The organism is Planctomyces sp. SH-PL62 (assembly GCF_001610895.1).
Classification (GTDB): Bacteria; Planctomycetota; Planctomycetia; order Isosphaerales; family Isosphaeraceae; genus Paludisphaera.
In genome coordinates this window covers 258639-279608 of the sequence record NZ_CP011273.1, presented here as the reverse complement: position 1 = coordinate 279608, position 20970 = coordinate 258639, and the positions used below count along the sequence as shown (strand labels likewise).

The window sequence follows — 20970 nt, the reverse complement described above, 5'->3', positions numbered from 1 at the left end:
CGCCCTCGATTCAATCGACGTAGAGGAATTCGTTGGTCCCGAAGAGGATGCGCGCCAGGCTCGCCCAGGTGCGGCGTTCGAGCGTATCGGGCGGCTCGCCGACGGCGGCCAGGTCTTCGCGGCACTCGTCGAGGTGGGCTCGCATCCGGTCGATCTCGACGGCCGAGGCGGGGCGGCCCAGGACGAGGCGGAAGGCCCGGTCGATCCGCGCCGAGGGGTCGTCGCTCGCGGCGAGCAGGCGGTCGGCGAGCCCTTCGGCGGCCTGGTGCACGAGCGGGTCGTTCAGGAAGAAGAGGGACTGGGTGGGGACCGTCGTCGCGTTCCGGGCCTCGGTGCTGGAGTTGGGGTCGGCCCCGTCGAAGAGGGCCAGGAACGGGTGCCGCCGGAGGCGCTGGGTCATCAGGTAGACGCTCCGGCGGTCGCTGGGATAGACCGCCAGGAAAGGCGAATGCTGCGTGAACCCCCACTGCTCGACGGGCGGGAACGGATGCGGCCCCCCTCGGCCGGAGTCGAGCCCGCCCGAGACGAACAGGAGGGCGTCGCGGATCTCCTCGGCGTCAAGCCGTCGGCGATTGAAGCGGCCCAGCCGGACGTTCTCGGGGTCGGCCTCCGCTTCCGAGGCGCTCGCCGGTCCGGCCGTCGAGGCGGTCCGGTAGGCGGCCGAGAGGAGGATGCGGCGATGGAGGGCCTTGATGGAGAAGCCGTCCTCGATGAACCGGGAGGCCAGCCAGTCGAGCAGCTCGGGGTGCGAGGGGGGGCTCCCCTTCACGCCGAAGTTGCTGGCCGAGGCGACGATCCCCCGGCCGAAGTGGTGCTGCCAGACACGGTTGACCAGCACCCGGTAGGTCAGCGGGTTGGAGCGGTCGGTCAGCCAGGCCGCCAGCTCGCGCCGGCCGCTCCCCGAGCCGATGGGGGGGGCGTCGCGACCGACGAGGACTTCCGGGAAGCCGCGAGGGACGGCCGGCCCCAGGTTCTTCGGGTCGCCCCGGCGCTGGATGCGGGAGTCGGCCGGCGTGGGGGACTCGGCGACGGCGTAGGCCAGCTCGACGGCCTCGGAGGCCGAGCCATCCGCGACGGGGACCGAGACGAAATCGCGGGGCCGCTTCGTCTCCTCGCCGCCGGGGAAGGGATAGCGGGTGCTCTCGAAGACGCCGTAGAGGGCGTAATAGTCGGCCTGGGCGATCGGGTCGAACTTGTGGTCGTGGCAGCGGGCGCAGGCGATCGTCAGGCCGAGGACCGACTTGCCCAGGGCGTCGATCGTGTCCTCGATCGTCAGGTGGTGGTAGTTCTGGGGGTCGAATCCGAACCGTCGGGAGACGGCGAGGAACCCGGTCGCGATCACCGCCGCGCGGGCCCGTTCGGGGGGCCCGGCCGGGGCCAGCAGGTCGCCGGCGATCTGCTCGGCCAAAAAGCGGTCGTAGGGGAGGTCGGCGTTGAAGGCGTCGATGACGTAATCGCGGTAGCGATACGCCTCGGGCACGGGATAGTCGGCCGTCTCCCCGGCGGTGTCGGCGTAGCGCACCAGGTCGAGCCAGACGCGCCCCCAGCGCTCGCCGTATCGGGGGGAGGCGAGGAGCCGGTCGACCAGCCGGGCGACGGCGTCGGCGTCGCCCGCGGGGTCGGCCTCGAAGGCGTCCACCTCCTCCGGGGTCGGGGGGAGGCCGACGAGGTCGAACGAGGCGCGGCGGATGAAGGCCCGACGGCTCGCCGCGGGCGCGGGCGACCGCCCCTGGGCTTCCAGCTTCTCCAGCACGAAGCGGTCGATCGGCGAGGCCGGCCAGGCGCGGTCGCGCACCTCCGGGACCGGCGGGTCGGCCAGGGGCCGGAACGCCCAGTGCGACCGGCCGGACTCCAGGTCGATCCCGGGGGACGCGGCGGCGGGCGTGGGGACCTCGTTCTCGTCGTCGGCCGCCCCGGGCCAGGCCGCGCCTTGCTCGATCCAGCGGCTCAGGGCGCGGATCTCGCCGTCGTCGAGCCGGCGGTCGGGGGGCATCCGGGGCTCGTCGTGATAGCGGATCGCGCGGACGAGCAGGCTGTCCTCGACGTTCCCCGGCTCGATCGCCGGCCCGCTGTCCCCGCCCTCGAGGATCTTCGCTCGCGAGGTGAGGTCGAGCCCGCCCCGGACCTTGACCTTGCCGTCGCCCGACTTCGCCGGCCCGCCGTGGCAGGAGAGGCAGCGCTCGACGAGGAGGGGCCGGACCGAGCGTTCGAAGAACGCCTCGGCCTCCTCCCGCGGCGCCGGCTCGTCCGCCAGGCCGACGCCGGCCCAGGCCGTCGCGGCCAGCAACCAGGCCGCTCCGAGATGTCCAGCCCATTGTCCCATGGTCGATCGCGCCGAAGGTCGATGAGGTAGCCCGTCGAGGCCCCTGAACGATACGCGCGACGGCCGACCCGTGCAACTAAAATTCAACAAACGGCCGCCGCGTTCAGGGCTGCGGCCGGGAGCCGAAGAGGTCGCGGGCGGCCTGCTGGAAGGTGGGCAGGATGCGATCGCCCCCCGGGCCCCAGGCGGCGTGCTGGACGAGGAAGACGGTGATCAGCCGGCGTTCGCGGTCGTACGACGAGTGGGTGCCGTAAGCCCCGCCGTGGCCGAAGCCCGCGCCGTCCACGGCCAGGCCGAAGCCGTAAGAGGAGCGGGCGTCGCCGGACTGGTCCGAGGTCATCATCCGCACGGCCGGTTCGGAGAGGATGCGCCGGCCTTCGAAGACGCCATCGTTCGCCAGCATCCGGTAGAACCGCGAGACGTCGTCGGCCGTCGCGAAGAGGCCGCCGGCGGGCATCGGCTCGCGGTCGGGGGCGTCGAGCGGGTATTTCAGCTGGTCGATGGGGGTGGCTTCGAGGCCCTTCCCGCCCGGCTTGTACGCCTTCGGCACGCGGGCGAGCCGCGAGCCCTCGGGGCGGAACGTCGCGTCGACCATCCCTAGGGGCTGGAAGAGCCGCTCCCGGAGGAACGTCTCGTAGGGCGAGCCGCTCACGACCTCGATGATCCGCCCGGCGACGTTGATCCCCGCGTTCGAGTACAGCGACTTCGACCCCGGCTCGAAGAGCAGGGGGAGCGTCGCGTAGCTTCGGACTCGCGACGCCAGCGGGAGGACGTCGAGCGTCGGCGTCTCGATCGGCGAGCGGAACGGCAGGCCGCTCGTGTGGGAGAGGACGTCGCGGACCAGGACGGGGCGTCCGGGCCGCTTCAACAGCACATGCCGATCGTCGCGCTCGACGGCGACCCACGCGTCCCCGAACTCCGGCAGGTACGTCGCCACCGGGGCGTCGACGTCCACCTTCCCCTCGTCGACGAGGATCATCAGCGCCGCGGCGGTCATCGGCTTGGACTGGGAGGCGATCCAGAAGACGGCGTCGGTCGCCATCGGCGTCCGCGCCGCCACGTCGGACCAGCCGACCGCCTCCAGGGAGAGGACCCGCTCGGGGGACGCCACGAGCGTCACGGCGCCGGCGAGCGCGCCGGAGTCGACGAACGGCCGGAGTTGCGGCGCGACCTTCGGCGCGTCCTCGCCTCGCGAGGCCGAGGCGAGCGCGACCGAGAGCCAGGCGGCCCCGATCGCAAGGGCCGAAAGGGGCGGGAGACGGCGAGGGTTCAAGAGGTTCGGCATCAAGCTCATGGCGTCCCAAGGGGGCGAGGGTCGATGATCCGATCAGGGGGCCGGCGCGGGCGTGGCGGCGGCGCGTCGCCGCCAGGCGCGGAGGGCGGCCTTGCCGAGTTCGCAGAGCCAGAGGACGGAGCTGGCGACCGCCGTGCAGACGAGCCAGTCGTTCAGGCTCAGCGCGGTGGTCGAGAACGCGACCTGGAGGAACGGGACGTAGACCACGGCCACCTGGAGGAGCAGCGAGAGGCCGACCGCGCCCCAGAGCCAGGGGTTCCGGAAGAGGCCGTGGAAGGCGGACTCGTCGTCGGAGCGGGCGTTGAACACGTTGAAGAGCTGGTACATCATCAGGGTCGTGAAGGCCATGGTCTGGGCGTAGTGCATGTCGCCGGTGCCTTCGATCAGGCCGCCGGGGAGGCAGGCGTCGATGACCAGCAGGGTGCCGACCGCCATCACGGAGCCGACCAGGCCGATGCCCACCCACATGCGACGGGTGATGACGCCCTGGTTCCGGGGCCGGGGGGGGCGGTCCATCACGCCCGGATCGGCGGGGTCCACCCCCAGCGCCAGGGCGGGGGCGCCGTCGGTGACCAGGTTGATCCAGAGGAGCTGGGTGGCCAGCAGCGGCAGCACCACGGCGGACCCTTCCTCGGCGTGCAGCCCGATCGGCTTGGACAGGAGCACGCCGAAGAACATGGTCAGGACCTCGCCGATGTTCGACGAGATCAGGTAGCGGAGGAACTTGCGGATGTTCTCGAAGATGGCCCGGCCTTCCTCGACCGCCGAGACGATGGTGGCGAAGTTGTCGTCGGTGAGGACGACGTCGGCGGCCTCCTTGGAGACGTCGGTGCCGGAGATCCCCATCGCCACGCCGATGTCGGCGGCCTTCAGCGCCGGGGCGTCGTTGACGCCGTCGCCGGTCATCGCCACGGTCCCGCCGTTGGCCTGGAGGGCCTTGACGATGCGGAGCTTGTGCTCCGGGTTGACGCGGGCGTAGACCGAGACCTCGCGGACGGTCCGGGCCAGGGCCTCGTCGGAAAGCTCTTGCAGGTCGGAGCCGGTCACGACGCGGTCGTCGGCGGCGATGCCCAGCTCGGTCGCGATGACCGACGCGGTGATCGGGTGGTCGCCGGTGATCATGATCGGCCGGATGCCCGCGCCTCGGGCCCGCTCCACGGCCTGCCTCGCCTCCTGGCGGGGGGGGTCGATGATGCCGATCAGGCCCAGGAAGTCGAGGTCGCGCTCCACCTTCTCGTCCACCGAGTGCCGCTCGGGCGCGTCGGTGGGAAGCTCGCGGAGGGCGATCCCCAGCACGCGCAGGGCCTTGCGGGCGAGGCCCTCGTTGACCTTCAGAAGCTCGGCGCGACGCTCGGGCGTCAGCGGCCGGACCCCTTCGGCCGTCAGCTCGCGGGTGCAGCGCGACAGGAGGATGTCGGGCGCCCCCTTGGTGAAGACGACGAGGCGCTCGGGCTGCTCGGAGTCGGTGTGGACCGTCGACATCAGCTTGCGCTCGGACGAGAACGGCACCTCGCCGACCCGGGGGAACCGGGCGTCGAGCGACTCGTCATCCAGGCCCGCCTTGCGAGCGGCGACGATCAGGGCCGCCTCGGTCGGGTCGCCCTGGACCGTCCAGCGCCCTTCCCGCTCCTGCACCACGGCGTTGCTGGCCCGGGAGGCGGCGGAGACCACGCGGCGGAACTCCTCGCGGAGCGCCCCGTCGCCCTGGCTCCCGGCGGCGCTGAAGTCGAGGGCGCCGGCGGGCTCGTAGCCGGTGCCGCCGAAGTCCACCCGGCCGGCCGCGGTGGCGACCACGCGGGCGGTCATCTCGTTGCGGGTCAGGGTGCCGGTCTTGTCGGAGGCGACGACGGTCGCCGATCCCAGGGTCTCGACGGCCGCCAGCCGGCGGACGATGGCCTTGCGCGTGGCCATCCGCTGCACCCCCAGCGCCAGGACGGCCGTCACCACGGCCGGCAGGCCCTCGGGGACCGCCGCGACGGCCAGCGCCACGCCCAGGATCAGGACGTCGAAGAAGGCGGAGACGCCCTGCACCTCCTCGACCACGAAGATCGTCCCGATCATGATCACCGCGATGGCGACGACGATCACCCCCAGCAGCTTGCCGACGCCGTTCAGCTCCACCTGGAGGGGCGTCATCTCCTGGGGTTCGGCCTTGAGCATCTCGGCGATGCGGCCCATCTCGGTCCGCATGCCGGTCGCCGTGACCACCGCCGCGCCCCGGCCGTAGGCCGCCGCCGTGCCGCTGTAGACCATGTTGCGGCGGTCGCCCAGCTCGGCCTCTTCGGAAAGGGCCTCGGTCTCCTTGGAGACGGGCACGCTCTCGCCCGTGAGGGCCGCCTCGGCCATGTGCAGGGAGGTGGACCGGGTGAGGCGGCCGTCGGCCGGGATCGTGTCCCCTTCCTCGATGACGATCAGATCGCCGGGGACCAGCTCCTCGGCCGAGATCCGCCGCTGGCGGCCGTCGCGGATCGCCGTCGCCTCGACCGCCGACATCGCCCGGAGCGCCGCCACCGCCGCCTCGGCCCGCGACTCCTGCACGTAGCCCATGACGGCGTTGAGCAGCACCACGCCGAAGATGGCCAGCGCCTCGTAGGGGAGCGCCGTGTCCCGCTCATAGAGCCAGAGCGCCGCCGAGATCGCCGTGGCGATCAGCAGCAGGATCACCAGGACGTCGGAGAACTGGGCCAGGAACCGCTTCCAGCCCGGCTCGGGGTCCTCGGCCGTCAGCTCGTTGCGGCCGTAACGCTCCAGTCGCGCCTCCGCCTCCTGGCGGTCGAGCCCGCGTCGCAGGTCGGTTCGGAGCGCGGCGACGACGGCGTCCACCGACTGCTGGTACGATCCTGAAGGGTCGGGCTCGTCTATTGGGACATTCATCAATCTTCATCCTTCACGGCCGCGGGGACTCGCGGAGTTCCGCCCGGCGTCCTTTGCGGCTGGCCTTCTATCGCGATTCGCCGGCGCACCGCGAATCGCCCCAATCGATGGCGTTCGCGGCCCGGACTCCCCGGGCGCGGCCGACTCCTCACCACTATAACGCCGCCGCCCAGGCCACGCCTCGCCCTGGCCCCGGATACGTCGCGGGGATCAGTCGAACGAGGAGGGTTCCAACCCCAGCCCGTAGGCGGGCTGGCCGCTGTCCTGGACGACGGCCGCGCGCACGGTCCCGTCGTACTGGACCCCGCCGGGGAGGATGTAGAGTTCGATCTCGCGACCGCCCGGGACGCTGAGGAACAGCCCCTCGTTCTCGCCGACGGCCCCCTTCGCCAGCCGGAACACGGCGACGTGGATCCCCCCCAGCTTGTCGATCTCGACCGCCAGCCCCGGGGCGACGACGTCCCCCGCGCTGGATTTCAGGTCCCCGGTCAGATGCTCGTTCTCACCGCCGCTCACCATGACGACCTCCCGATCGCGCCCGTCCCCGGCTCCCGACTCGACGTGGTGGGAGCCCCCTGGGGATTCATGATGCCGGAAGCCCGCGGGCGCAGGAACCCCTGAACCGTGGCGTCCTCGAAAACGGCGGTCGTCTCGCCCGGCCGGCCCGGCCTGGATCATCGGGCCCCTTGCGACCGGAACCGAGCCTTGTAGGATGGACCCACTCCGCCTCCTGAGGCGCGCCGGCGCCTGGAAGCCGCGGGGGACCTGGCCCGACCGAGGACCGGACCGTGAGAACGCCGAAATCGTCGATCGCCTCGATCTTCGCCTGCCTCCTGCTGGCGAGCTTCCCGCCGTCCGGCCTTCGCGGCCAGGAGCCGGTGGGGGGAGCGCCCGCCGCCCGGCACGACTACGCCCGGTGGGAGAAGGAGATCGCCGCGATCGAGGCCGCCGATCGCCAGGCCCCGCCCGAGAAGGGGGGCGTCCTGTTCGTCGGCTCCTCGACCATCCGGCTCTGGAAGACGCTGGCCGAGGACTTCCCGGACCACAAGGTCGTCAACCGGGGGTTCGGCGGCTCCGAGATCGTCGATTCCACCTACTTCGCGGACCGCCTGATCTTCCCCCACGAGCCCAAGCAGATCCTGCTGCGGGCCGGGGGCAACGACATCCACGCCGGGAGGCTCCCGGGCGAGGTCGCGGCCGACTTCGTGGAGTTCGTCCGCGTGATTCACGCCCGGCTCCCCGAGACCGAGATCCTCTACATCGGCCTCAGCCCGGCGCCCGCCCGCTGGGGCGAGGTGGACAAGGGCCGCGAGATGAACCGGCTGATCCGCGAGGCGGCCCTCGGCATGCCCCGCGTCGGCTTCGTCGACGCGGACGAGTTCACCGTCGACGACGACGGTCGCGCCCGCCCCGAGCTGTTCGTCGAGGACAAACTCCACTTCTCCCCGGAAGGCTACAAGCTCCTCGCCGAACGCGTGCGGCCGTTCCTCGGGCGCTGAGTTGCAGCCAGCCGGGGGACTCAGAAGTCACCGTGGTCGATCCGGACTTCCGGGAGGCTCTTACGGAGGTCGTCGATGCCGGCCTGGGTGGCCTTGGTCCAGGAGATGCTGAGGTATCGGAGCTTGGGCAAGGCCTTGAGGTGGACGAGGCCGGCGTCGGTGATCTTCTCGCCGGAGATGTAGAGCTGCTGGAGTTCCGGGAGCGACTTGAAGACGGCGAGCGAGGCGTCGTCCAGCTTGTTGTAGTAGAGGTTGAGCTGATACAGCCGGGTCAGGCCCCGGAGGTTCGCCACGCCGGCCCCCGTGATCTGGTTGTCCGGGAGGGAGAGGCGGTCCAGCCGCGTCAGCCCCCGCAGATGGGCGAGGCCGGCGTCGGTGACGTTCCCCTTGACGACCGAGAGGACCTCCAGGTTCTTGAGCGGGACGAGCTGGGCCATCGCCGCGTCGCCGAGGTCGGTGTAGCCGAGGAAGAGATACTTGAGCTTGGGGATCTCCTTCAGATGGGCGAGCCCGGCGGCGGTCACGGGCGTGTTGTCGAGGTGGAGCTGGGCGAGTTCGGGCATCTTCGCCAGGTGGGCCATCCCGGCGTCCGTCACGTTGGTCGACGAGATGTCCAGCAGGGCGAGGCTGGGCGCCCCTGCCAGCGCCGCGAGCCCCTCGTCCCCCAGCGGGACGTACGACAGGACCACATTGTCGAGCTTCGGCAGCTTCCTGAGATGCGCCAGCCCGGCCGCGGTGATCTTCTCGCTCGCGAAGGCGGGGTCCTTGCCCAGGTTGAGGACGCGGAGCCTCGGCAGCGCCTCCAGGACCGCGAGCCCGGCGTCGCCGACGTCGGTCGTCGCGAACGTGAGCACTTCCAGGTTCTTCAGGCCCCGCAGCGACCGAAACCCAGCATCGGTCACCAGCGTCTGGTCGATGTTGAGGTGGGTCAGCCCGGCGAGGCGGCCGATGGTCGCGAGCCCGGCGTCGGTCGTCCGCGTGCCGATCAGGTCGAGTTCCCGGAGGCCCGCGAGCCCCGCGAGGTTCTCCAGGCCGGCGTCGCCGACCTGCGTCCCCCGCAGCGAGAGCTTCCGCAGCCCCTTCAGGCCCCTCAGGTGGACCATCCCGGCGTCGTCGATCGGCCTGTCGTTCAGGTCCAGGGCGTCCATCTCGGCGAGGTCCTCAAGGTCCATCCCCCGGAGCGCGTCGACGATCCCTCCGAGATACTTCAGGTCGGCGTTCGTCGGGCGGGCTGCCGCCAGCATCCGGGGCGTCGCCTTCGCCGTTTTCCGGGCCGTCGCGGCGGGGGCGGTCGGATAGTCGCGCGGCTGACCGGTCGGCCTCGGCGGGGGGAGGGCCCCCGAGTACGAGAAGACCGCCTCCGCGACGCCGTTGCGGCCGTCCTTCTTGATGAATCGGAAGAGGGAGGCGACCCACCGCGAGTGCCCGGCCTTGCTCAGCGAGTAGATGAAGTAAGACCCCCGGGAATCGCGGCGGACTTCCGACGTGCGGGTCTCGGCCTTGTCCGGCCATCCCCAGTGGTCCTTGCCGTCCGTCCCCTCGCCCCAGGTCATGCCGACGTCGATCCGCGTCCCCGCCCAGTCGCCGGGCCCGAACCGGAGCCGGTACGAATCGAAGTCGGGGAGGTAGCCCTCGTCGTTCGGGCCCAGCCTGCCGTCGAGGCCGAGGGCCGCGACGGTCTCCTTGGGAATCCCGGGGTCGCCGCCGTAGGGGAACAGAGCGGTGGCGACCCCCCTCCGACCGTCGCGAAGGGTGTAATGGAAGACCGCGCCGACCCAGTCGGCCAGGTCGGCCGTCTCCAGCGAATAGATGAAGTAGAAACCGTCCTTGTCGGAGAGGGCGTCGGTGGCCTTGACGGCGAGGCCGTCGGGCCAGTTCCAGAGCCGTTCCGGCTTCCGGTCGCCCCAGGCGGACGTGATGATGATCCGGGCCCCGGCCCAGTCTCCCGGGCCGAACCGGAGCTTGTACGACTCGAAGCCGGGGACGAACCCCTCCTCGCCGGCCTTGACCTTGCCGCCGAAGCCGAACGCCACCGCCGATCGCGGCCCCGCAGCGGCCGACGACGCGGACGCCCCGGCTCCCGAGGCCGGCTTCTGGAGCGTCCGCGCGAGGACGGCCTCGCCCGACGCCGAGACGGCGGCCGACGCCGCCAGGACGAGACCCACCACCGAGATTCGAGTCGACTTGCGCATCACGAGCTCCCGACCGGGATTTGAGCCCACCGCATCGACCGCGGGGCGCCACGCAGGCATTCAAAAGTCTAGCCCGCCGCCGATCCTCCCACAACGAGCCGGCGACGGCCCCCGCCGGCCGCATCGGTCGGGGCGCGTCGGCGTCCCCGCCGGTTGATTTCGCCGGGGACGGCCCGCACAATGGCTTACCATTCGTGGACTTGCACCGGGCGTTCCGCCGATCGAGGGCCGCATCGCACATGGCGTCGTACAACGTGACGGACGATGGGTACGGGTACGACGCGCCGCCGCCGAGGCCGACGACGCCGCCGGTGAGGCGGGGGTTCGTGATGATCCTGGCGCTCTTAAGCCTGGCGGTCCTGGCGGTCTACGGCGTGCCGTTCATCGCCGAGCGGGCGGGGCGGGCGTGGGAGGCGGGGAGGGCGCAGGCGGCCTCGGCGGCGCTCTCCAAGCTGGACGAGCAGGGGGCGGTGAGCCAGGCCTCGCGGCTGTTCCGGCTGGCGACGACGGCCGTCTCGCCGGCGGTGGTGAACGTCCGGTCGTTCCGCGGGAGTTCGGGGATCGGCCGCCACGGCCTGCCGATCGGCGGCCCCCCCAGCGACCGCGAAGGGCTCCGCAGCGAACTGGGCTCGGGCGTGGTGATCGACAAGGTCAACGGCTACATCGTGACCAACAACCACGTCATCCAGGACGCCGAGGAGATCATCGTCCGCCTCGGCCCCCGCGACGACGTGCCGGCGCGGCTGGTGGGGGCCGACCCCAAGACCGACCTGGCGGTGCTCCAGGTGAGGACCGAGCTGAAGACGGCCGCCGAATGGGGAGACTCGGACAAGCTGGACATCGGCGACTGGGTGCTGGCGATCGGCAGCCCCCTGGGCTTCGACCACTCCGTGACCGCCGGCATCGTCTCGGCCACCGAGCGCAACGACCTGCGGATCGCCGAGTACGAGTCGTTCATCCAGACCGACGCCGCGATCAACCCGGGCAACTCCGGGGGGCCGCTGATCGACCTCTCGGGGCGGATCGTGGGCATCAACACGGCCATCATCACCCAGTCCGGCGGGTATGAGGGGATCGGCCTGGCCATCCCCACGTCGCTCGCCCGGCGGGTGGTCGAGGCGCTCATCAAGGACGGCCGGGTGACCCGCGGCTTCCTCGGGGTGGCGATGCAGCCGCTCGACGACGAGACCGCCAAGCTCCTGAAGTTCCCGGGAAAGCCCGACGGCGTGGTGGTCGGCGGGGTGATCCCGGACGGCCCCGCCGCCCGCGCCGACCTCCGGCCCGGCGACGTCATCGTCTCGCTCGACGGCCGACCCGTACACGACCCGACCGGCCTGCGGTACGTCACGGCCGACCTGGGGGCGGGGATCGACGTGCCGGTCGTCTTCTACCGCGAGGGCGCCGAACAGAAGGTGACCGTGACCCTGGCCGAGAGCCCCACGAACCCCGAGATCGCCCCCCTGGGCTTCCGCGTCAAGGAGGTGGACGCCCCCACCCCCGACGGCAAGCCCCGGACCATCGTGGAGGTGGACCGCGTCGTCTCCGCCGGCCCCGCCTTCAACGCCGGCCTCCGCCCCGGCATGTGGATCGCCGCCGTCGACCAGACCCAGGTCCACTCGGTCCTCCAGTTCCTCGCCCTGATCCGCAACTACGACCTCGAACACCGCCTCCCCCTCTTCGTCGTCACCCCCGACGGACGCGGCGCAGGACTGGTCATCCTCGGCCCCAAGGCCGTCCAGGACCAGCCGCCGGGCCAGGCCGCCGAAGGCCTCGGTCCCCCGTCGGCCACCGAGGGGCCCTGACCGGGGAAGACGAGACCTAAAGACGCAGGACGACCGAATCCAGCTTAATCCTTCCTGAAACGTTTCGTCCGAACATCACGCGATCAACCTCCGTGGCTTTTCGTTCGCTTCGACGCTCCGGCTCCGATACCCTACGTGCTCATCCCCGCGCCCGTGATGGTGCGTGGCGCATGTGGATCGAGGAGCCTTCTCATGAACACCCAAGGATTTTCGGATGCATTGAAGTCCGCCGCCGGTCTCGTCGCCGCTCGCGGGAGGCGGGCCGCCCTGATCGTCGCCTGCGCGTCCGCCCTCTTCGCCCAGGCGGCGCCGGGAGCCCGAGCGGAGAGAGTGGAGGCGTTGTTCGTCGGCCTGGTCACCTCGGCCTTCCCCGAGTCGAACGAATGGGTCTCGATCCGCCAGACTCTCGGCATGTACGTCGCTTACGACGACAGCCAGTACGACGGGGTCGGCCTCGGGGTGATCTCCTTCTCGGCGACGAACTCCAACATTCTCGAGATCGGCACGAATCTCGTCGGTTTCCGGGCCGAGGCGTCTCCCCGCTACCATACCGGGGAGCCCCTGACCATCACGCTGCTGGATGGAGAGCTCGTCGACACGAATTTCCGTTTGTACGACGAGAACGGGTTCGGAATCGGCGGAATCGAGTCGAAGGGCCTGGAGTTCTCGGCCTTCTTCATTCCCGGCGGCGAGCGATATTCCTACCAGATCTCCGGAACGTGGGGGGCCGTCGTGCCGGAGCCCTCGTCGGTCGTCCTGCTCGGCCTGGCCGCGGTCGGCCTGGCGGGCTGGATGAAGTGGCGGAGCTGAGCGGTCCCGACCGCTCGCTCGCCGGGGTCCGGGCACCCGATGGCGTCCCGGCCTCGAACCGGCGCAGACAGGATCGCCGAAGTCGCTAAGATCCCCGCCGAGATCCTCTCTACTTCCACGGCTTCGGCCGGGTCTCGGGGGCGGGCGGCGGATGATGCAGCCACGGCGTGCGGCGGTGCTCTCGGTCCTGGCGGTCGTCCTGGCGACGGCGGGCGGCTGCGCGCAGATCGTGGTGCACCAGCGGCCGATCCTGAGCCGGGAGTCGCGCGAGGTCGTCGAGACGGCGACGATCGCGCCGGCGGGGACGCGGCGGGCGCACGCCCTCATCCGGTCCGGGCTGGAGCTGGACCGCAAGCATCCCGACTGGGCCGTCACCTACTTCCGCGACGCGGCCCTCCAGGCGCTGCCGGCCGTCGCGTGGGGGGGGGAGTCGCCCGAGGCGGTCGACGGCCGGGGCGCATATCGGCGGGCGATCGAGTACCTGCTGGTCACGGCCGACCGCCGGGTGAAGTCGGAGAAGATCGCCTGGACGGAGGCCCTGGCGCAGTCGGGGATCGGCGTCTCCGGGAGGGTCGCCCTCTACGACCCGCCGCTCTGGCGCGAGGTCTTGCCGACGCGAGAGTTCGAGGTCAAGGGATTCCGACGCACGGCAGGGCGGGGGGGCGTGGGTGCGCCGGTGGTCATCCGCATGGCCCGAACCCTGGAGAACAACGAGCGGATCGTGGAAGGTGCCCTGGACGTGAGCGACCCGTCCGAGCGGCACTTCCCCGCGCAGGTCTTCCAGGGGGCCTCGGCCGTGATCCGCCCCGGCGGGCCTGGCGAGCCCCCGGCGATCCTCGAATTCCACGACCCGGTGCGCGAGCCCGACATGACCTGGAGCCCCGCCGGCGGCCCGCCGCTGCCGCTGGCCTACGACATGACCATCCCCGTCGCCCGCCAGTTCCACGAGGGCAACCTCGACCTCATCGGTCGGCTCGGCGTCCTGTACCCCTCGGAGTACGACGGCCGGACGGGCATCTTCATGATGGACCCGTACCAGCCCGGCAAGATCCCGGTCGTCTTCGTCCACGGCCTGATGTCCAGCCCCGCCGCCTGGACCAACGCCATCAATGAGCTTCGCGGCGATCCCGAGCTGCGCAAGCGCTATCAGTTCTGGATGTTCTTCTATTCGACGGGCAATCCGATCCTGACCTCGGCCGCGCGGCTGCGTTCGTCCCTGGTCTCGATCCGGGACGAGCTGGACCCGCTGGCCAAGGACCCGGCGATGGACCAGATGGTCCTGATCGGCCACAGCATGGGGGGCGTGCTCACTCGGCTGATGATCAGCGACAGCGGCGACGCCCTCTGGCGGGCCGCGACCGCCAAGTCGCCCGACGACGTCGTGTTGGCCGACGAACCCAAGCGGATGCTGCTGGACTCCATGTTTTTCGCCCCGGTGCCGACGATCCGCCGAGCCGTCTTCGTGGCCACGCCGCACCACGGCAGCCCGATGGGGGACGCCTGGATCGGCCGGGTCGCCTCGCGGCTGATCCGCGTGCCCCAGCAGGTCGTGGACATCCAGGGCGCGCTGGCGAAGCTCAACGGCGGCGACGACGTGGGCTGGGACTTCAAGGACCGCCGCTACGCCACCAGCGTCGCCCAGCTCGGCCTGACCAACCCGGTGCTCCAGGCCATCGACGCCCTCCCCATCGAGCCCAGCGTCCCCTTCCACTCGATCATCGGCTACGACGGCAAGGAGCCGCTCCCCACCGGCGGCGACGGCGTCGTCCCCTATCTCAGCGCCCACGTCGACGGCGCGATGTCCGAGCTGATCGTCTCCAGCGGCCACACCGCGCAGGAGACCGAGGCCGCCGTCGAGGAGATGCACCGGCTCCTGACCCTCCACTCCAACGAGTACGCCGCCGACCGCATGGCGATCGCCGCCGGCGCCCCGCCGACCCCCGCGCCGCCCGCCCCGACGGCCCCACGCCCTTGAAATTCGACGAGGCCGCCGCCGACCCCCGCGTCAAGGCCGACGTCGCCCGCGACGACAAGCCGCTGGACCTCCGCCTGATCCGATAAGAGCCGAAAGCGCCGCCCGCACAATCCAAACCGCGACGCTCGTCGCCGCGACGAAACTCCAGCTCCTCGGCACGCGGCCTGCTCGCCTTGACGAAAAACCCCGGCGACTGTAAAAGCCACCGGAATCCACGCCGTCCGCACCCGGGGCGAGCGTCCCGTTGCGGCCCCCCAGAAAGCGAGATCCTCGATGCGGACCCCAACTCGGCTGCGGCTCGCCGCCCTGTGCTTCCTCCCGACGCTCCTCTCGACGGCCGCCCCGGCGCGGGCGCAGAAGCCCCCGGACGTCGTCGTCGGCCAGGCGATCCAGGCGATGAGCGAGGTCACCCGCAATCCCAGGACGGGCATGCCCCGGCTGGTCATGCGCAACGCCCAGGGGATCGCCATCATCCCCAACATGTTCAAGGCCGGTTTCGTCATCGGCGCGCGTTTCGGCCGGGGGGTGCTGCTCGTCCGCCAGCCCGACGGGATGTGGAGCAACCCGGTCTTCATCCACCTCGTCGGCGGCAGCTTCGGCTTCCAGGCCGGCGCCCAGAAGACCGACCTGATCCTGGTCTTCCAGACCCAACGCGGGCTCGACCGCTTCATCAAGGGGCGCGACAAGTTGACCCTGGGCGTGGACGCCGGCGTGGCGGCCGGGCCCGCGGGCAGGCGGTTCGAAGCCGGGACCGACGTCGCCCTGAAATCCGAGATCCTCTCCTACTCCAACAGCCGAGGCGTCTTCGCCGGGGTCTCGGCCGAGGGGGGGACGCTCCAGATCGACTGGCGGGCCAACATGCTCTACTACGGCCGCCCCGTCTCCGTCGGCGAGATCGTCGCCGTCAACAGCAAGCTCCCCGTCCCCATCCAGGCCGTGACCTTGCAGGAGATGCTCGCCGAGAAGACCGCGCTCCCCGGCGGCGTCGTGGTCGGCCAGCCCGGCCAGGTCGTCGAGGGCGAGACCATCATCCTCGAATCGGACGAGCCGGTGATCCAGGGTGCGGCCCCCCGGACCTCGTCCTCCGTCCGCACCTCCCCCGAGCCTCGGCCCCGCCCCCGGCCCCGGGTCGTCCGCCCCGAAATCCTCGAGGAGGATGAAGACCTGGACCCGCTCCCCAGCGCCAGGCCCGAGCCCCGGTCGATCCCCGCGAACGACGAGGATCTCCCCTCCGCCATCCCCGACCCCCGCCCGGCCCGGCCCGACAACGAGCCGCTCCCCAAGGTGAAGGTCGAATCGAAGCCCAGGGCCAAGGTCGAGTCGACGCCCAGTCCCAAGGACGAGCCCGGCCTGAACCTGGACGACATCCCGCCCCTCGACCCGCCCAAGTCCTGACGAGGCCCGAACCGGACCACCGTCCGCCCGATCCGATTCCCCGACGCCCGCCGATCCGCTATCCTTGGAACCCGCGATCACGCGGACCAGGCGAGGCGAATCCCGAAGGGGGCGGAACGATGAGCGGACGCATCCTGCTGCGGACGGGCGAGGCGTTGGTGGAAGGCTCCGAGGACTACCTCTGCGCCGAGCCGGAGATCGTCATCGGCGAGCTGGACGGGCCGGTCGGCACCGCCCTGGCGACCCTGATGGGAGACCAGGTGAAGGGCCACACGCGGGTCTTCGCGATCCTCAACAGCGACGTCCAGGTCCGCCCGGCGACCCTCATGGTCAGCAAGGTCACCGTCAAGAGCGCCAGGTACACGAACATCCTGATGGGGACCGTCCAGGCCGCGATCGCCAACGGCGTCCTCGACGCCGTCCGCGAGGGCGTCATCCCCAGGGACAAGGTCTACGACCTGGGCATCATCTACTCCGTCTGGCTCGACCCGTCCGTGACCGAGGTCGAGAAGGTCGACCACAAGGCCCTCTTCGACGTCCACCGCGAGGCCACCCTCAAGGCCATTCGCAAGGCCCTCCACAACGCCCCCTCGATCGACTGGCTCCTGGAGAATCAGGACAAGGTCGAACACTACTTCCACAAGCTCGGCCTCGACGGCGAGCTGTGAGGAAGCGCCAATTCGAAGGGCGTGGGTTTCGCCAAAGCCTGCGCGGCCGGACCTCGAACCGGAAGTACCAGTCGAGGAGGCCCGAAGGGTCGGGAGCGTACGGGTGAAGCCGCTCCGCGGTGTCGACCCAGCGACGGCGACGGCGGAGGACGCTCGGCTTCTCGTACCGATGCCGATCCCGCTTGTGCCATCTGGGATCTCGCACGGCGTAATCTTGCCGCACGAGGTGTTTGAATCGCCTGATCGCGACTTCAAAAGACTCGTACTCGGCCACTTCGACTCGGACGCCCATGTTTCCGCGTCTTCACGGCTGACGCGACGCCGATGAAAGGGAGATCCGTTCCACGGACTCCAACCGGTTTCAGCCTAGCCCGACAGCCTCGCCGGGTCCAGCCGGCCGAAACCTCGGCGCAAAAAAAGCCCGGCTCCCAACGAGGGAGCCGGGCACAGCCAGGGAGAACGACGCTTGCTCGTGACGGCTGCCGGAGTTCCGGTCGATCGACGGAACTGTCGGTTTGGCTTGGGGAAGCGACTCGGAGCCCGGTGAGCTTTCGGCCCCGTCGCTTGCGATGTGGAGTCCTAGAGCATGAGCCGCGCCAAAGGCGGATATGCTTCGCGATTTATCGTCTTGGTTTCGCGCAAATCCAGGAATTGAGGGCACTTGAGACTTAAACATTTTTCCAGGCACGACTCCCAGCGGGCCATTCGGCAGAGCTCGACGCCCCCAGGAGTCCGGTGATCGCCCAGAGAATCGGCCGCCGCCGCCTAGAATCCAGGCAGGTGATATAGTGGAACGAGGCAGCCCGGCCGGTGCGGCCTGCGGCTCCCGCGCGACTCGACCTTTCGGCTCGGGAAGGGGAAGGTTGGGTGCGAGGCCGCCGGAAGCCTTGACGGGGTCAGGCCGAAGCTCGGTTGACGAGATCGGCCGGAATTCCGCAAGCTGGGAGGGATGGAGCCGAATTTTCGGGGGAACGGCGGGTCGGAACGAACGTCAAGCGGCGTCAAGGAAAGGATCGTGCGGCGATGAAGGTCATGGTGCTGGGCCTGGACGGGGCCACCTGGGACATCCTGGGGCCTCTCGCCGCCGAGGGGCTGCTGCCGAACTTCGAGCGACTCCGCAAGGGCGGGGCCTCGGGCGAGCTGCGGTCGGTCTTCCCGCCCCTCAGCCCTGTGGCCTGGACCGGCGTCATGACCGGCAAGAACTCGGGCAAGCACGGCGTCTTCGAGTTCCTGGAGCACGACCACGACCCGATGAAGGGCCGGGTCAACTCGTCGCGGGCGATCCGGTCCGACCTGATCTGGGAGGTCGCCGCCCGCCACGGCAAGAAGACGATCGCCGGCGGCGTGCCGATGAGCTACCCCCCGCGCCCGGCGAAGGACTTCCCCGGCTTCTACCTGGGCGACTTCCTCAGCCCCGAGAACGCCCCCGACTTCTCCAGCGACCCCGCGCTCTTCGCCGAGCTGGAAAAGGCCGTCGGCCCCTATCGCGCCTGGTCGACGTCGATCCACGACGGCGACAACGAGGAGGCGGTGACCGACGACCTGACCGCGTTCCTCGACCAGCACCTCAAGACCATCGAATTCCTGATGGGACGGTGCGAGTGGGACCTGCTCATGTTCGACCTCATGGCCACCGACCGCTTCGGCCATGAGTTGTGGCACGCCTGGGACACCACCCACGCCGCCGCCAAGGGACGCGAGAGCAAGCTGCAAGCGCTCCGGCCCAAGCTCCTGGAGTTCTGGAAGACGCTCGACCGAGGGTTGGGGGCGATCTTCGACAAGGCCGACGCCGACACCACGTTCCTGCTGATGAGCGACCACGGCTTCGGGCCGATCGAGCATTACGTCAACTTCAACGTCTGGCTGCTGGAGCAGGGCTACATCGCGCTCAAGGACGGCTTCTACGTCAAGCAGAAGCACTGGTTCTACCGTCGCGGCGTGACCCCGGAGTGGTTCTACGGGCTGATGAGCAAGTGGGGGATGGCGAACCACCGCGTCACCCGCTTCCGGGGCAAGCAGGAGAGCTGGATCGACCGCCTGGGCGAGAAGACGTTCCTCTCGCGCGAGCACATCGACTGGTCGCGCACCCGGGCCTACGCCCAGGGGAACTTCGGCCAGATCTTCCTGAACCTCAAGGGCCGCCAGCCCCAGGGGTGCGTCGACCCCGGGGAGGCCCGCGCCTTGCTCGACGAGATCAAGGCGGGCCTCATGACGATCGTCGACCCCGCGACCGGCGAGGCGCTCGTCGAGCGCGTCCACGAGGCCGCCGAGCTGTACCACGGCCCCCACGCCGACAAGGCGCCCGACCTGACCGTCGTCCTCAAGGACTGGAAGTACCGCACGATCGGGCTGCACGACTTCACGACCCACAAGATCGTCTCGCCCGCCTTCGGCCCGACCGGCGATCACCGCATGGAAGGGGTGCTCGTCGCGGGCGGCCCCGGCATCCAGCCCCGGACCGGCCCGCAGGGGGCGAACCTCCTGGACATCGCGCCGACCGTCCTCCACCTGCTGGGCGTCCCCGTCCCCGCCGACATGGACGGCCGCGTCCTGGGCGAACTTCTCACCCCCGAACTCGCCGCCACCGCCGACCGCCGCGCCGACCGCGACGACGACGAGGGCGCCGAAGTGGACTCGTCCTACACCGCCGACGACGAAGCCGCCATCCAGAGCCGCCTCGCCGACCTGGGCTATCTCTGAGCGGTCAGCCCTCGATCGACGTCGGGAATTTGGGCGTCAGCGCTCGGGGGTCGGCCGGGCTCGCCGCCCCGGCGGGGATCGGCGTCAGCGATCGGATCGTCGCGGTCGGCAGCCAGACTTCCTTCGCCGCCCCCGGGGCGGGGCGGCTGATCCCGACGTTCCGAAAGAACCGATTCAGGAACCGCATCCGGGCGAGCGGCGTCCGTCGGACGACGGTCAGCCGCGTCTCCGTGACGGTCAGGCCGACGCCCTCCGCGCTCGACCTGGCGACCACGCCCTCATGGAGCGTCTCCGTCACGTCGCGGCCCGTGGACACCGGGTTCAGCTCGATTCGACACCGCGATCCCACCTTCGGCGGCTCCGCGACCGGGACGCTCGCGATCGCCCCTCCCGCGTCTTCCTGGTCGTCGCCGGACCAGGCGGCCCCCGCCAGGATCGCGCAGGCCGCCAGCGACAGGCCGAGAATCCCAGGTCGCATCATCGCCTCCTACGAGCTGGTGGAACGAGACGTGGAGCGGGCGGGTCTTAGACGATCTCCCCGACCGCGTCAATCGGGATTCGGACCGTCGCCCGCTCGGCCGAGCACCCGCCAGGCCGAAGCCTGACGGCGAGCGAACGTCGCGAAGCGGCCGAGAGGCCGACCGATCAATCGAGAGACCTCTGCGTCGACCGAGGCGCACCAACCCGACCGAGCCAGCGCGTAGAAGCGAAGGACGCGTTCGACGTGCGCCGGCGGCAGCCCGCGAAGCTCCAGCAGTCGTCGCGCCTGGTCGTCGTCAAGGGGGACGTAGCGGACGCCTCGGCCCGTCGCTCCGGCGATCTCGGCGGCGATCTCGTGGTGATCGAGCGCCTCGGGGCCGTTGACCTCGATCGCCCGACCGGAACGCTCGGGGCCGTCGAGGGCGCGGACGACGACCGCCGCCACGTCCTCGGCGTCGACGTAGGCGATGCGAGCGTCGGCGAGCGGGAGGCTCAGCATGCCAAGCTCGGCGATCTCCCCGCTCAACGGCGGCCGGGCCAGCATCTGCATGAAGAAGTTCGGCCGGACGTGCGTCCAGGCCAGGCCCGACCCCTCCACCAGCCGCTCGACCTTCCGCAGCGAAAAGTCCTCGCGACGCTCCGCTCCCAGCGCCGACAGGACGACAACCCGGCGCACGCCCCGCGCACGCATCGCCTCGACCACCGGCCCGGCGTGGACGTCGGCCTCCTCGTCCCCCGGCCTCGAAATCAGCATGACCGCTTCCACGCCCTCGAACGCCGGGCCGTGCGTTCGCGAGTCCAGCAGGTCGAATTCCACCAGGCCCGCCCCATCGGGCCGTCGCGACGCCCCCTTGACCGACAGCCCCCGCGACCGCATCGTTGCGAACACCCGACGGCCCACCTCGCCCGTCGCTCCCAGGATCAGATACGAACCGGCCATGCCATCCTCCCCGTGTCG

14 protein-coding genes are annotated in these 20970 nt (G+C 70.7%); 7 read left to right on the top strand and 7 right to left on the bottom strand.

All coding sequences use genetic code 11. The features are described 5' to 3' along the window. Window positions 1-10: 10 nt before the first annotated feature. From VT85_RS01070 to VT85_RS01055, 4 genes are all read right to left on the bottom strand, one after another. Window positions 11-2287, bottom strand: coding sequence for a PSD1 and planctomycete cytochrome C domain-containing protein (locus VT85_RS01070; protein ID WP_068409410.1), 2277 nt, complete (start codon window positions 2285-2287; stop codon window positions 11-13). Window positions 2288-2426: 139 nt separating this feature from the next. After that, window positions 2427-3608, bottom strand: a complete 1182-nt coding sequence (locus VT85_RS01065) for a serine hydrolase domain-containing protein (RefSeq protein ID WP_082858897.1) — start codon at window positions 3606-3608, stop codon at window positions 2427-2429. A gap of 42 nt (window positions 3609-3650) precedes the next feature. Further along, complete coding sequence (locus VT85_RS01060) at window positions 3651-6491, bottom strand: cation-translocating P-type ATPase (protein ID WP_068409408.1); 2841 nt, start codon at window positions 6489-6491, stop codon at window positions 3651-3653. Between the two features lie 210 nt (window positions 6492-6701). Further along, on the bottom strand, window positions 6702-7010 hold the full coding sequence (locus tag VT85_RS01055) for a hypothetical protein (RefSeq protein ID WP_068409406.1): 309 nt from the start codon (window positions 7008-7010) through the stop codon (window positions 6702-6704). A 269-nt stretch (window positions 7011-7279) separates the two neighbouring features. Here VT85_RS01055 and VT85_RS01050 point away from each other — a divergent pair, with 269 nt between their 5' ends. Beyond that, window positions 7280-7990 carry a GDSL-type esterase/lipase family protein gene (locus VT85_RS01050; RefSeq protein ID WP_068409405.1) on the top strand — a complete coding sequence of 237 codons (711 nt, stop codon included), beginning with the start codon at window positions 7280-7282 and terminating at the stop codon, window positions 7988-7990. A 20-nt stretch (window positions 7991-8010) separates the two neighbouring features. Here the strand turns inward: VT85_RS01050 and VT85_RS01045 are convergent, their stop codons facing one another. After that, a complete protein-coding gene (locus tag VT85_RS01045) occupies window positions 8011-10182 on the bottom strand; it encodes a leucine-rich repeat domain-containing protein (RefSeq protein WP_068409403.1) in 2172 nt (723 codons plus the stop codon). A gap of 239 nt (window positions 10183-10421) precedes the next feature. Here VT85_RS01045 and VT85_RS01040 point away from each other — a divergent pair, with 239 nt between their 5' ends. From VT85_RS01040 to VT85_RS01015, 6 genes are all read left to right on the top strand, one after another. Then, window positions 10422-11984 (top strand): trypsin-like peptidase domain-containing protein, encoded by a 1563-nt coding sequence (locus VT85_RS01040; RefSeq protein ID WP_082858263.1) that lies wholly within the window; start codon window positions 10422-10424, stop codon window positions 11982-11984. A gap of 192 nt (window positions 11985-12176) precedes the next feature. After that, window positions 12177-12794: a PEP-CTERM sorting domain-containing protein gene (locus VT85_RS01035; RefSeq protein ID WP_197491026.1), complete on the top strand. Its 618-nt coding sequence runs from the start codon at window positions 12177-12179 to the stop codon at window positions 12792-12794. Between the two features lie 151 nt (window positions 12795-12945). Next, a complete protein-coding gene (locus tag VT85_RS01030) occupies window positions 12946-14769 on the top strand; it encodes an esterase/lipase family protein (RefSeq protein ID WP_082858261.1) in 1824 nt (607 codons plus the stop codon). Between the two features lie 273 nt (window positions 14770-15042). Further along, window positions 15043-16164, top strand: coding sequence for a lipid-binding SYLF domain-containing protein (locus VT85_RS26375; protein ID WP_082858260.1), 1122 nt, complete (start codon window positions 15043-15045; stop codon window positions 16162-16164). Window positions 16165-16283: 119 nt separating this feature from the next. After that, window positions 16284-16832 carry a formaldehyde-activating enzyme gene (gene fae / locus VT85_RS01020; RefSeq protein WP_068409397.1) on the top strand — a complete coding sequence of 183 codons (549 nt, stop codon included), beginning with the start codon at window positions 16284-16286 and terminating at the stop codon, window positions 16830-16832. 1023 nt (window positions 16833-17855) lie between these two features. Beyond that, complete coding sequence (locus VT85_RS01015) at window positions 17856-19532, top strand: alkaline phosphatase family protein (RefSeq protein ID WP_068409395.1); 1677 nt, start codon at window positions 17856-17858, stop codon at window positions 19530-19532. 4 nt (window positions 19533-19536) lie between these two features. Here the strand turns inward: VT85_RS01015 and VT85_RS01010 are convergent, their stop codons facing one another. Both VT85_RS01010 and VT85_RS01005 read right to left on the bottom strand, forming a co-directional pair. Then, on the bottom strand, window positions 19537-20010 hold the full coding sequence (locus VT85_RS01010) for a hypothetical protein (RefSeq protein WP_231871440.1): 474 nt from the start codon (window positions 20008-20010) through the stop codon (window positions 19537-19539). Window positions 20011-20079: 69 nt separating this feature from the next. After that, entirely contained in the window at window positions 20080-20952 is an 873-nt protein-coding gene (locus VT85_RS01005) for an NAD(P)H-binding protein (RefSeq protein WP_068409391.1), read from the bottom strand. Between the last annotated feature and the right edge of the window lie 18 nt (window positions 20953-20970).